The sequence below is a fragment of the Psychrobacter sp. NG254 genome (assembly GCF_015277735.1).
In the GTDB taxonomy this organism is placed as follows: Bacteria; Pseudomonadota; Gammaproteobacteria; order Pseudomonadales; family Moraxellaceae; genus Psychrobacter.
This window is the reverse complement of sequence record NZ_JADHDA010000005.1, coordinates 31,201-45,151: the sequence shown is the minus strand read 5'-3', so window position 1 is coordinate 45,151 and position 13,951 is coordinate 31,201. Positions and strand designations below refer to the sequence as shown.

Genomic DNA, 13,951 nt, shown 5'->3' with positions numbered 1-13,951 from the left:
CAAAAATACATCGATGGGCACTATAGCAGTTTTGCTAAACATTCTCTATTAATAGTCGCTGTGTCATATCCGCCTTAAGACTGCCCAAAACCATCAAGACAAAAAAATGATAAGACAGCATAGTTGCAGTCTTATCATTTTGGATCATCACAGCCTACTTTGACTCATGTTTCAGCTGTGCTTATCCTTCATCAGTACACTCATAGAGCTCGAGCATTCGACCTTAGCTCACCTTGAGCGTACCTATATCAAACACCGTATCAACCGTGATTTTTCTCTTCGAGTACACGTAGATCTTTACGCAGGATTTTACCCACATTAGACTTTGGTAGCTCATCAATGAACTCAACACGGCGAGGACGCTTGTAGCCTGTTAGATGCTCTTTACCGTACTCAAGAACTTCTTCGGTGGTCAGACTCGGATCGTTGCGTACGACATAAATCTTAGGGATCTCACCGCTTTTCTCGTCTTCGATACCGATAACACCGCACTCCAAAATCTTAGGATGACCGGCCATGACCTCTTCGACTTCGTTAGGATAAACGTTAAATCCAGACACCAAAATCATGTCTTTTTTGCGATCAACGATCGTCACGTAGCCATTGTCAGCCATGATACCGATATCGCCCGTACGGAAGAAACCGTCCGCTGTCATAACTTCAGCAGTCGCTTCTTCACGGTTCCAGTAGCCTTTCATGACCTGTGGTCCACGAACACTAATCTCACCGCGCTCACCAAGTGCCACTTCGTTACCATCATCATCTAAGATGGCCACATCAGTCGCTGGCATCGGTACACCAATGGTGCCCGTGAATGTTTTACTATTGCTAGGGTTCGAGGTTGCAACCGGTGCAGTTTCTGACAAGCCATACCCTTGGATAATGATATTGCCTGTTACTTGACGCCATTTTTCAGCGGTCGGGCTCAGTACTGCCATGCCACCACCCATTGATTGACGCAGCTTGCTATGATCCATCGCGATAAATTCTTCGTTATTGGCAAGCGCATTGAACAACGTATTAACCGCTGGGAAGAATGCTGGTGGATTGGCTTTATATGCTTTTAACAAGCTATCAAGATCGCGTGGGTTTGGTACCAGTAGCACCACACAACCGCGATATAGACCAAACATACCGCAGACGGTAAATGAGAAAATATGATACATCGGCAATGCTGTCATAATGACAGGCTGCTCACCTCTTTGATCAAAATCATCAAAGGCGGTGCCCAAAAAGGTATTAGATTGAATTAAGTTTGCGACCAAGTTTTTGTGTGTCAGCATCGCGCCTTTTGCCACACCTGTCGTACCGCCTGTATATTGTAGGACAGCGATATCGTCGAGTGTGATATCGGTTGGGCGCTTATATTTGCTAGCAGCCACTTGCTTTAGTGCACTCTTAAAAGGAATGCTGTTGCTAATACTGTAATCTGGTACCATTTTTTTGACATGGCGCACGACCGTATTGACCATAAAGCCTTTGAGCGTACCCATCAAATCGCCCATACCTGTAATCACGACCTTATCGACCACATTGCGACCAATATCTTGATAGGTCTTGGCAAAGTTTTCGACCATGATCAATACTTTGGCTTGTGAATCAGTCAGTTGATGCTCAAGCTCTCTGGTGGTATATAATGGATTGACGTTAACTAAGGTATATCCTGCCCGCAGGACTGCAATGACCGAGATTGGCAATTGCAAAATATTAGGCATCATGACCGCAACTTTGTCACCTTTGACCAGTCCTAATGACTGTAGGTAAGCGGCCATTTGGCGACTGTATAGATCTACTTCTTGGAAACTCAACGATGAACCCATGCAAATATAGGCCGTCTTATCACTGTTTTTGGCAAAGCTTTGCTCAAAAATATCAATGAGTGAGGTGTCATTAGCCGGTAGTTCAATGTCGTATTCTAGTCCGAGCTCTTCGTACGTTTTTAGCCAAACCTTATCATCACGACGGGTTAAGTTTACTTGATTTTCCATAATCTTTGTTCTCCTAGTAATAGTACATTATCGCCAACCCAAGCAAACCACAGTGTGATAAACATACCAAAATCCGAGATTGCTTGCCACATAACGGTAGCAAACAAGTCTATGACTGAATCGTATGGTGCTGAGTGAACGATATAGCAGTAAATAGCCCTTTGTTCATTAACATACACACTTTGTACAAACTACTCAATATAAAAGATTGCTGCATGAGTTCTCAAATCACCTTGACGCTAAAAAAATCATTAAATATCAAAATGTTATATTGTATTTTCCATTCAGTCATCGATATTCATCGAGGTTGATTTTGAATATTCTGTAACAATGTTGACACAGTTAATGACTCTTCAGCGCTGCTTTTTATATTGGTTTTCTGCTTTATGATATTTATCACTGTATAAAGAGGCTTCATTGAGGGATTTGACTTCAAATCATACAATCGTCAGTCTCCCTTTACCAAGCACGTCATGCACTGTCGTTTATACTGACTTATGCCTTTTTAATTACCTAAATTTCCTTTACGATAGCACTATCCTATTTATACGCTTGAACCAATTATCTACACCTATTAAAACTGATAAGTGAATCCTATTTTATGTCTGATGTTATTGATCATACGATCGCCCCAATCATTCCCAATGAACCGATGGATACTCGCTCAGTCGCAGAGTTCACTGAGCAGGCCTATCTCAACTATGCCATGTACGTCATCATGGATCGGGCGCTGCCAAATATCGCTGATGGTCTAAAACCAGTACAGCGCCGCATCGTCTATGCCATGAGCGAGCTGGGGCTAAAATCGACTGCCAAGGCTAAAAAGTCTGCACGTACGGTCGGTGATGTGTTGGGTAAATACCATCCGCATGGTGACAGCGCTTGTTACGAAGCTATGGTACTGATGGCACAGCCGTTCAGCTATCGCTATCCACTCATCACAGGTCAAGGTAACTGGGGTAGCCCAGATGATCCAAAATCATTTGCGGCGATGCGTTATACCGAAGCCAAAATGTCTGCTTATGCCAATACATTGCTCGCAGAACTCGGACAAGGTACAGTCGATTGGCAAGACAATTTCGATGGCACCATGCAAGAGCCAACCACCTTACCTGCCCGCCTGCCTAATATCCTATTAAATGGTACAACAGGTATCGCAGTCGGTATGGCAACAGACATTCCGCCGCATAATCTTAATGAAGTAGTACGCGCGGCTATTCGATTGCTTAAAAATCCAGAGCTATCGGTCAAGCAGCTTACCCAATCGATACCAGCACCTGATCTGCCAACGCCAGCTGAAATCATCACCAGTAAAAAAGATTTGCAAGCGATGTATGAGACTGGTCGTGGCAGCTATAAAATGCGTGCGACGTTCCATGTTGACCCTAAAGAGAAAAACCTCGTCATCATCGATGCGCTACCTTACCAAGTATCAGGTAATAAAATCCAAGAGCAAATCGCCAAGCTCATGACCGATAAAAAGCTGCCTTGGATTACCGATATCCATGATGAGTCAGATCATGAAAATGCCTGCCGTATCGTGCTTGAGCTAAAATCAACCCGAGTCGATGTCGCTCGTGTCATGAGCCATCTGTTTGCTAGTACTGAGCTTGAGAGCAATTACCGCGTCAACATGAATATGATCGGCCTAAACGGTAAGCCTCAGGTCAAAAACCTAAAAGAAATATTGGAAGAATGGCTAGTCTGTCGCCGCTCGGTGGTCACGCGCCGTCTGCAATATCGCCTTGATAAAATAGACAAGCGCTTGCATATCTTGGCAGGTTTACTGATTGCTTATCTAAATATTGATGAAGTGATTCGCATCATTCGTGAAGAGGAAGATCCGAAAGCAACATTGATGCAGGACTATGACCTGACTGACATTCAGGCCAATGCCATCTTGGATATTCGCCTGCGCCAATTAGCAAAGTTAGAAGAGATTGAGCTACGCCGCGAGCAGGATGAACTGGCTGCCGAACGTGCCATCATTCAAGAGTATTTGGACAACCCAGACAGTCTGACCAATCTGATGATCGATGAGCTGACAGCCGATATGAAAGAACATGGCAATGAACGCGTATCACCATTGGCAGAACGCGAAGAAGCACAAGCATTAAAAGAGTCTGACCTCGTCCCGAGCGAGCCTGTCACCGCTATTCTATCAAAAGCGGGCTGGATTCGTGCTGCTAAAGGTCATGATGTCGATGCTGCTGGTATGAGTTACCGCTCAGGTGATAGCTATCAAGCACACGTGCGCGGTAAATCCAATGAAAAAATCTACGTGCTCGACAGCACTGGTCGCAGCTACAGTATCGATGCGCATAACCTTGCTTCGGCGCGTGGCCAAGGCGATCCACTGACCAGTGTATTAAAACCACCAGCAGGGGCTAGCTTTGAGCAGTTATTAACGGGTGCTGACGATCAACGCATCATACTCGCCAGCTCAGCAGGTTATGGTTTTATCAATACCATTGGTAATCTAGATAGCAATCAAAAAGCGGGGAAAAACATCATTAACCTAGCGGCTGATAGTCGCTTGCTCCCTGTTGCGCGTATCGATGCGCCAGTAGATTCGACCGCTAATACTGATGGTGAAAATACCAATACGAAGGTAGCGCCTGACCATGTCGCCGTCGCGACCAATGCAGGATATTTACTGATATTTGCTCTCGATGATTTGCCTGAACAGGCACGCGGTAAGGGCAACAAGCTGATTAAATTAAAAGACGGTGAAGAAGTGCTGACTATTACGCCTCTCAGTCAGCAAGACAGCCTTGTCATTACCGCTGGCAAACGTCATGTGACACTCAAGCCAAATGATTTGGCTAACTATACGGGTGTACGCGGCAATCGCGGTGGTCAATTGCCACGAGGCTTTCAGAATGTGACGAGTGTTGAGGTAGGCTGAGCAGTTGGTTATAGCTATGCTTTGTGCACTAATCGCTCAAGCTCACAACGTTTTTAATAAAAAGCCGCTTATACACAATGTATAGGCGGCGTTTTTACGTTGGCTAAACCAACCAATATGAATAATCGCTTTTGAAAATTGAAGCAAGCATCCATCATAGTGAATAGACAATACCAATTTAAGATTCGTTGTAATCAGCACCTTCAAATATCGCTGTCAAAAAGCTTTCAATCTGAGTGCTTTTCATTAAATAAGGATTGAAATCAAAACCTGCTGAGAAACTTTTCAAAGCATATTCCTCATCTTCAGCACTTTCCGTCAGGTGTTTGGTTACGAACCCATCCCATCGAAGCGCTCCTATTTCTTCCACCTTGACAACATTAGGGATAATCTTAAAATGCTCATCAATTATCTTCGTTAGAGCAGCATTGACAGCTGGTCTTGAGCCTTGAATGTTTTGAACAAAGTAACCGTCATTGATCACAAGCGCTGCGACCAACCCACTTTCCTCAAAGTATCTTCGCCACTGTTCAAGAGCACGGGTTAATTCTATACCTGTTTTTAATTCAATGTTTTTACCGATATACGTTAGGCTAATCAGAAGATGCTCGCCATGTCTTTTCCTATTTTCTGAAATTTGACCTGCCGTTGTATGCATAAGAAAATCCATTTATATAATAGGTATATAAATTAATATACACTTTATCATAAAGTATAATCAATTAAACTCTTGGAAATTGACCAAGTTCTTATCATTTACTACCTTAAAATAACACAACGAAAAGTAGCTCAGTCATTGTGACAGCATCATTCTAATCGTTAGAGATTCTCATCTGTATGTGCCGATATACCAATTTTCAATCCACAAACAGGAATCACTAAGGCGTTTTTAATAGTCAAAGATTGTGAGAGTTACTTATGAACATCAACCAATATTTTGTCCAATTGCTAAGAATACACACTCTACCGATACTGGTAACTTGCTTTCATCAAAAAGCCGCCTATACAAACGTATAGACGGCTTTTTTACGCGAGTTAGAATAGACACCCATTATAGAGAGCGGATACTACCCTTTTAAGATTTACTAGATTCGACTTCTTCAAAAATTGCTGCCAAAAAGCTTTCAATCTGAGCACTTGTCATTAGGTAAGGATTATAGTCAGAACCTGCCGAAAAGTTTTTTAGGGCATACTCTTCATCTTCAACGCTTGAGGTTAGATGTTTGATTAAAAACCCATTCCATTGACGCGATTCTATTTCTCCTATGTTGACAATATTGGGGAAAATGGTCGAATGCTCGTCAAGTATCTTTGCCAAGGCAGTACTGATAGCAGGCCTTGTTCCTTGAAAACTTTGAACGAAATAGCCTTCACTAATCACTAACGCTGAAACGATATCGTTTTCTTCAAAATATCTGCGCCAGTACTCAAGTGCACGAGTCAGCTCAATTCCAGAGTCCAAATCGACATTTTTGGCGATATATGTCATGTTGATCAGAATATGCTCGCCATGCCTTTTTCTATCTTCTGAAGGTTGGCTTGTCATTGTAGTCATAAGAAACCTTATTTGTGAGAACCTAATCTAATTTAAGATACACTTTAAGATAAAGTATAATCAATAACATTTTGTTTCTTAATGATTTTTTGTTATCTAGCATCATTGTATTTCTAAAAATACGCTTTAGAATTTTGATGAGATAGGATGCCAATACTTCTCAGAGTACAATTGTACTATAAAAATTGGCATAATTACTGTGATATCATTATTCTAATAATTAACAAGTCTAATCTGTATTTTCCTATAGCACTGTCTCAATTATACCATACGATTTACCCGTGTTTACTCAGTGCTCAAGGGTTACAAACATCAATCAAAACATTGCCTATTCACTAAGCTAGCATGTTTTATAGAGAGGTGAACCTAACTCACGCTCACTAAAAAGCCGCCTATATACTGCATAGACGGCCGTTTACACTGTCTGAAATGCTTGATTGATTAATACCGACCCATCTCAACCGTGGTTTCAGCAAGTACTATATCGCCCTGCCATGCCTGTACATCTACCGTATATAAATGATTTTTACCACCTGAACAAGGCGGCTTATACGCACCGCCTACTTCACCTTTGCGGCTACGGTATTCTGCGACCATCTCAATACCGACTGGTACTTCATAAGTATGCCCAAACACGCGTGGAATCTTAGCACTCGTAGCACCCTGTGGCAGCGCAAACTCTACCATGCCATGTCCCCCATGTTGCATACGTTTGTTACTCACATCGTTATAAACGAATACCAAGCTCTCCGCACCGGCTGGAATGTTTGAGACCGTCATGCTTGGCGTGGCTGGGCTTTTTCCCTCATAGTTTAGACACTGCTGCCCTTCAGGGATTTTTTTACCATTCCAAGCTGCATCGTCAAATGTAACATCCATGGCAAAAGCATTGGCAGATAACACTAAGGCGGTCAAAGCGGTCACTGATTTTAGGGTAAATATTTTCATCATGGTTCCTTTAGATGGCGGATTGGTGAAGGCAAAAATCGATTTGATCTTATTGACTGATCTGAATAATTAGTCATAACTTTATAGTAAATAACCCATACTTGGTTACTCCTATCGTTTAGGATTTTTGTTACTTCTTTGGCTGAGTAGCTAAGGAGAGGTTTGTAGAGACACAGGTTACGCGATAGGTATTTATCTGATTGGCTGTGTTGTAGTAGTATCGAAGTCATCAGTATTGAAATGACTAAAATAATAGGATCATCATGTTTATCGAAGATAAAATCGCTAAAGAAAGTCTGGCTACCAAAATGTCTGTCCCAAAAATCATTTTTTTTGACATCGATGATACCTTGAGCCGTAACGGTATTATTGCTGAGCACAACAAAGCAATGCTTGAACAGCTGGCAGGTACTGATATCAAACTGGTCATTTCGACCGGACGCTCAAAAGCCATACTGCCCGAAGATATTCTAGCGTTGTTAGAAGCAAATGTGCTCGATGCCATTATTTGTATGAATGGACAGTATAGCTTTGATAATAGCGGTCAAATCAGCCACTATCCACTGACCGCTGAGCAAACGGACAAGATCGTAAAGCTGTGCCAACAGAGCGAGCTGATTCATAAATTCGACTCAGCCACTCATATCGCATGGTCTGGTGAAAACGAGCGTCTGCGCGAGTTTAATGCCATCACACCCAACTCTATCGTTGACCCTGACTACTACCAGTCAAACACCGTTTATCAATGCTCGGTGTTTTTTAATAATCAACAAGAAAAAATGCAGGACATCGACTTTGCTCAGCACGATTTAAAGCTGGTACATTGGCATCGAATTGGTGCAGATATATTGCCAGCCGATGCGTCTAAAGCCCGTGGTATCAAAGATGTGTGCGAGTATTATGCCGTAGATGCAAGCGAGTGCATGGCGTTTGGTGATGGTATGAATGATTTAGAGATGTTTGACTTGGTTGGGTTTGCTGTGGCAATGGGAGACGCTCAGCCCGCGCTGATTGCACGTGCTGATTTCGTCACTGGGACGATTGAAGAGTGTGGCATACAAGCAGTGCTTGAACCGTTCTATGCCACCTCGTCCGTAAAGTAATATCTAAACTTGCGTGTGTTTTAGATATTCATTAAGGCATCGTCAAACCACCATCCACAGCAATGGACTGACCAGTAATAGCCATGCTCAAATCAGAGGCCATGAGCAGCACTGAATTGGCAAAGTCAGCGACTGATGTTGCTTGGCGCAGCGGTGTTGTAGTCGCGATATAATCGAATACCTCTTCAGTAGTTAAGCTACTTGCATCGGTGGTCTTTAATAATCCGCCTGCCAGCAAATTAACCCGAATGCCATATTGACCAAGCTCGCTCGCGAGATTGCGTGTCAGCCCTATCAAGGCCGATTTAGCCGTGGTGTAATCATAATAGGTAACCACTGGATTGTAGACAAGATTGGTTGAGATATTGATGATTTTGCCCATCTGCTGCGCTTTCATCTGCGGCAATACGGCCTGTACAGTGTTGACCGCTCCTTTAACAATACCATCCATCTGCTGCGAAAAATGTGCCCACTTGACCGTCTCGATACTGGTGTACTCCGCACTTGGGTTGAATTGATAGCACGGTAAAGCATTATTGACCAAGATACCGATACGGCCGTAACGGCTGACGACTTCAGTGGCCATTGCCTTTACTTGCTCAAGATCGGTGACATCTGCCTGATATGCAAATGCTTGTCCGTTTGCAGCGATGATATCTGCAACCACCGTATCAGCTGCCTCTTTACTATTGAGGTAGTTGACGCAGACGATCGCACCTGCTGCTGCCATTTGCTTAGCAATCTCTGCACCCAGTCCACGACTGGCGCCGGTGACGATGGCGACTTTGTTGGTCAGCAGTGCTGGGATAGTTGAGGTGCTTTGATTCATTGTGTTGCATCCTTTATTATTATGGTATGGTTAATTAACATTTTAGAGGCCAAAGGCTTGTCGCTATTTGGCGCTTGAGCCTGCGCTAATCATAGCATGGTTATATATTATCTTTTCTCGAGCCAATGTCACTCACTGACAGTTCTACCCAAAATCACCTGCCTTTAAGTTATTTTCGCTATTCATTTGATTAGCCAAGCCAGCTCCTTTTATTAGTATTAATAAGCATTGCCTTGATAACAACCCTTTAAATTGCACAAAGTAATAACCATAATAGTTTTATTGGCCATGTCAGGCTTTTGGCTTTTTATTGAATTTTTCTGATTTGCACTATCTTTATTTAGGAGAGATATTTTGACCCACTTATCATCGTCCCATCCAACTACTCACACCTCGGCTAGTGTCGGTCGTATAGTGCCAAAAGCATTATTAGCAGCGGCTGTCGGCTTGGTGCTTGCCAGCTGTAGCAACTCTGACAATGCGGCTGACGGTAGTGCGGCGGCGAGCAATGTGACACTGAACCTGTATAACTGGTCAGAATATATGCCGCAGGAGATTTTAGATGGCTTTGAAGAAGAGACTGGTATCTCGGTTAATTACACCACGTTTGACTCTAACGAAGCCATGTACGCCAAGCTGAAACTGCTCGATGACTCTAGCCAATATGATTTAGCCATTCCATCGACTTATTATGTCGAAAAGATGGCGAAAGAAGGGCTACTGCAAGAGTTAGATAAGTCGAAATTGAGCAATTTTAAAAACCTTGATACCTCATTTACCAATACCAAAGTCGACCCTGAAAACAAATACTCTATTCCTTATATGTGGGGCAGCACCGGTCTAGCCATTAACGGTGACAGTGTCGATCCGAAAACTGTCAATAGTTGGAATGACCTATGGGATCCTAAATATAAAGGTCAGGTAATGCTCACCAATGATGTGCGTGAAGTATTTGGTATGGCACTACTGACCCTTGGCTACTCAGGTAATAGTAACAATCCTGACGAAATCAAAGCCGCTTACGATAAGCTCACCACGTTGATGCCAAACGTCAAAACCTTTAATTCTGATGCCACACGTATGCCGTACATTGAAGGCGAAACGTCGCTCGGCATGACATGGAATGGCGAGGCAGTCATGGCCAATGACGAAGGTCTGACCAGCTTGGTTTATAAATATCCAAGCGAAGGCGCTATCTTATGGATGGACAACTTTGTCATTCCAAAAAACGCCAAGCAAGTTGATGCAGCACACAAATTTATTGATTACTTATTGCGTCCTGAAAATGCAAAAATCGTGAGTGAAGAGATTGGCTACGCGTCACCAAATATAGCAGCACGTGAGCTGATGGACGAAAGCGTCCGCAACAACCCAACAATTTATCCTGCCAAAGACGTACTGGCAAAAGCTGAATTCCAAGAAGATGTCGGCGATGAGGCCTTGCAAGTGTATCAGCAGTACTGGGATAAGTTAAAGACTGGTCGTTAATAGTTCTGATTTAGCACTTTAAAAATAAAGTAGTCTTTCAAAATAAAAACGCTGATCCTAAATGGTCAGCGTTTTTTTGTGCGTTATAGATGTAAATCCGTCTCGCCGCCCTGCTCTTTTATGCGGCGCTGCTCACGGCGCTGATAGCCCAGACCAGAAGCAGCAAACCAATGCGGTTTGGAGATTTGCAATAAGTCACTCAATTGCTGTAACTGGGTTTGCAGCGTTTGTGTCAACCAAAAATACCCTTGCCACTCAAAGGCTAAGTGCTGCACGCTTGGATAGTCTGAAACCGCGATACGAGTAATGGGCCGAAATACCTCATCACTTGGACTGCGCAACACTGCGGCCATGTGCTGCATCGCTTGGGTTAGCTCATTTTGATAATGTATCAACAGTACATGATTTTCTTCATCGATGTCGATATTCGCCAGACGCGGGGCCGCACTTAACAACAAATCAATCGTGCCAATAATATTACGGTGTGTGCGCTGAATCGTCTCTAGCGTCTCTTTTTTTATGCCTGATTCACTTGCTGTCGCCGCCAGATGTGGACGCACGGCAAGCAAGCGTTTATTAATCTGCTGCAATGCTGTGACCAATGTTCTATTAACAGGCACCTCATTAACCGCAAAAGCCACTGTGTTTAACTGCTTGACAGTGTCATCGGTCATCCCATCTGCTCCGCCATCCGTTGCATCAATATGATGACCCACGCCAGCATAGAGACTACTACAAGCATCGAGATTACTACTCAATAAAAATCGCCACATTAGGGTCGATTTCAGCGGTAAAATCAGCGTTACTGCTACCGCGACTCCAGTACCTAACAAAATATTTAGCACACGATAAATACCGTCCTGACCGATGCTGTTATTGCCCAAATCAGAGACAATCATCAACATGGTGATGCCCGTCAGTAGCCCTGTGTAGCCAAGATTTCTCACCGCCAAATAGCCAATGATGCCACTGAGCAAGCCAATGAGGGCATAATCGACCCACAGCCATGCACCTGCATTTTGGTTGAACCATAATACCCCAAGGGCAATCCCAATGCCTAATAGTGTACCAAGCACGCGCTCTTTTGCCTTGGTATAAATAGCCCCTTGATACTGTAATAAGCCCAAAATAATAAATACAGTGATGGTCGTCCATTCGCCATGTGGAAAATTGGTGACCCCGTTGAGTAACAAAGCGAGTATCACCGCCACACCCAAACGTATGGCATGCAAGATATCCGCGTGTTGATAGCGAACATAAGGCTCAATAAATGGCGCAGTAACACGTTGGTAAAGGGTTGGTTTCACGCAAGACTACTCTTTTTAGTTGATAAGTGAGATAGATAATAAAAAGCACAGGTTACTCATAAACAGGCTATCAGTCGAGCCTCTATTTACAAAGTAACCATCAAAAAAACGCCTTTTGCCCATAAAAGGACAAAAGACGTTTGAGGTAAAACCTGCGTATCAATCGCTGGGTTTAGACGAATCTCATTATACTTCCAAGAAATCCAATATACCTTCAGCGGCTTCACGACCTTCCCAAATAGCAGTTACGACCAAATCAGAGCCGCGAACCATATCACCACCAGCAAATATCTTAGGGTTTTTGGTCTGGAATTTAAAGGTCTGCTTCTCTGCTGCCAACACGCGGCCAGAGCTGTCCATCGCCACTTGCTGAGACTCAAACCAGTCAGCAGGACTCGGTCTAAAACCAAAGGCCATAATCACTGCATCACAGGGGATGATCTCTTCTGAATTAGGAATCGGCTCAGGACGCTGACGACCACGGTTGTCCGGTGCACCTAAGTGAGTGGTGACGACTTTTACCCCATTCACTTTGCCATTTAAGCCAATAATCTCAGTAGGCTGGCGATTGAATAAAAACTCAACGCCTTCCTCACGAGCATTGACCACTTCGCGGCGTGAGCCTGGCATATTTTCTTCATCACGGCGGTAAGCACAGACCACTTGTTCAGCACCTTGACGAATACTGGTACGATTACAGTCCATCGCTGTATCGCCGCCACCTAGTACGACCACTCTTTTGCCTTTAAAGTCGATATATTCTTCGGGATTCTTTTCCCAATCATTACAACGGTTCACGTTGGCAATTAGGTAATCTAGTGCATCATAGACGCCTGTCAGCTCTTCACCAGCAAACCCGCCGCGCATATAGGTGTATGTGCCCATACCCATGAACACGGCATCATATTCAGCCAATAGCTCATCAATAGTGACGTCTGTACCAATCTCTGTTTCTAGACGGAACTCCATACCCATGTCTTCAAAAATCACGCGGCGATTGCGCATTACGTCTTTTTCCATTTTGAACTCAGGGATACCGAAAGTCAGTAAGCCGCCAATCTCAGGGCGTTTGTCAAAGACGACCGGTTTGACGCCATTTCTAACCAAAATATCTGCACAGCCAAGACCCGCTGGCCCTGCACCGATAATTGCGACTTTTTTGTCTGTCCAAACAACTTCAGACATGTCTGGACGCCAGCCTAGAGCAAAAGCGGTATCGTTGATGTATTTTTCGACATTGCCGATAGTCACTGCGCCAAAACCATCATTCAATGTACAAGCGCCTTCACACAGACGATCTTGTGGACACACTCGGCCGCAGACTTCAGGCAAAGTATTGGTACGATGACACAATTCAGCTGCTTGAAATATTTGTCCTTCAGTGGCCATTTTTAGCCAGTTAGGAATATAGTTATGTACGGGACATTTCCACTCGCAGTAAGGATTACCGCACTCAAGACAGCGATGCGCTTGTTGTGCGACGGCTTCATTTTCAAATGGCTTATAAATTTCAACAAACTCAGTTGAGCGTGTGGCAATGTCTTTTTTGCTTGGGTCAAAACGAGGTACATCTAAAAACTGAAAATTATTTTCTAAGCGTTTTGCCATGATGCTATCTCTTTTATCTAAGGTTTTTTTGTAGTGGGTGGTGACAGTCAGCGAGTCTCACTTATTTGATACCCAATTTGGGTCAATGCTGAGCGCTATAACTTGCTGCTGTCACTTACCTGCTAAAAACCTGTGAGTTAAAACGTCTCTAAAAACGGAACGCTGGCTACTCTAATTCAATGGTCATCAATCAACACCGACTCAATCGCTCGCTATA

Annotated in this window: 10 protein-coding genes; 3 read left to right on the top strand and 7 right to left on the bottom strand. The window is 43.6% G+C overall.

Going from position 1 to position 13,951, the window contains the following annotated elements:
• Positions 1-260: 260 nt before the first annotated feature.
• Positions 261-1,988 (bottom strand): AMP-binding protein, encoded by a 1,728-nt coding sequence (locus IP510_RS09555; protein ID WP_194364564.1) that lies wholly within the window; start codon positions 1,986-1,988, stop codon positions 261-263.
• 601 nt (positions 1,989-2,589) lie between these two features.
• Here IP510_RS09555 and parC point away from each other — a divergent pair.
• A complete protein-coding gene (gene parC / locus IP510_RS09550) occupies positions 2,590-4,896 on the top strand; it encodes a DNA topoisomerase IV subunit A (protein WP_194364563.1) in 2,307 nt (768 codons plus the stop codon).
• Positions 4,897-5,074: 178 nt separating this feature from the next.
• Here parC and IP510_RS09545 read toward each other — a convergent pair whose 3' ends face one another.
• The 3 genes from IP510_RS09545 to IP510_RS09535 all read right to left on the bottom strand — a co-directional run bounded on the left by IP510_RS09545 (position 5,075) and on the right by IP510_RS09535 (position 7,399).
• Entirely contained in the window at positions 5,075-5,554 is a 480-nt protein-coding gene (locus IP510_RS09545) for a hypothetical protein (RefSeq protein ID WP_194364562.1), read from the bottom strand.
• 417 nt (positions 5,555-5,971) lie between these two features.
• Complete coding sequence (locus IP510_RS09540; RefSeq protein WP_194364561.1) at positions 5,972-6,451, bottom strand: BLUF domain-containing protein; 480 nt, start codon at positions 6,449-6,451, stop codon at positions 5,972-5,974.
• 441 nt (positions 6,452-6,892) lie between these two features.
• Positions 6,893-7,399, bottom strand: coding sequence for a hypothetical protein (locus IP510_RS09535; RefSeq protein ID WP_194364560.1), 507 nt, complete (start codon positions 7,397-7,399; stop codon positions 6,893-6,895).
• A 263-nt stretch (positions 7,400-7,662) separates the two neighbouring features.
• On the opposite strand from IP510_RS09535, the gene IP510_RS09530 reads away from it, so the two are divergent.
• Positions 7,663-8,502, top strand: a complete 840-nt coding sequence (locus IP510_RS09530; protein ID WP_194364559.1) for a Cof-type HAD-IIB family hydrolase — start codon at positions 7,663-7,665, stop codon at positions 8,500-8,502.
• A gap of 31 nt (positions 8,503-8,533) precedes the next feature.
• Here the strand turns inward: IP510_RS09530 and IP510_RS09525 are convergent, their stop codons facing one another.
• A complete protein-coding gene (locus IP510_RS09525) occupies positions 8,534-9,331 on the bottom strand; it encodes a 3-oxoacyl-ACP reductase (protein ID WP_194364558.1) in 798 nt (265 codons plus the stop codon).
• 354 nt (positions 9,332-9,685) lie between these two features.
• Between IP510_RS09525 and IP510_RS09520 the strand changes: the two genes are divergently transcribed.
• Positions 9,686-10,819, top strand: a complete 1,134-nt coding sequence (locus IP510_RS09520; protein WP_194364557.1) for an ABC transporter substrate-binding protein — start codon at positions 9,686-9,688, stop codon at positions 10,817-10,819.
• Between the two features lie 83 nt (positions 10,820-10,902).
• On the opposite strand, the gene IP510_RS09515 is transcribed toward IP510_RS09520, so the two are convergent.
• Positions 10,903-12,126 (bottom strand): FUSC family protein, encoded by a 1,224-nt coding sequence (locus IP510_RS09515; RefSeq protein ID WP_194364556.1) that lies wholly within the window; start codon positions 12,124-12,126, stop codon positions 10,903-10,905.
• Positions 12,127-12,312: 186 nt separating this feature from the next.
• Complete coding sequence (locus IP510_RS09510) at positions 12,313-13,734, bottom strand: FAD-dependent oxidoreductase (protein WP_194364555.1); 1,422 nt, start codon at positions 13,732-13,734, stop codon at positions 12,313-12,315.
• Between the last annotated feature and the right edge of the window lie 217 nt (positions 13,735-13,951).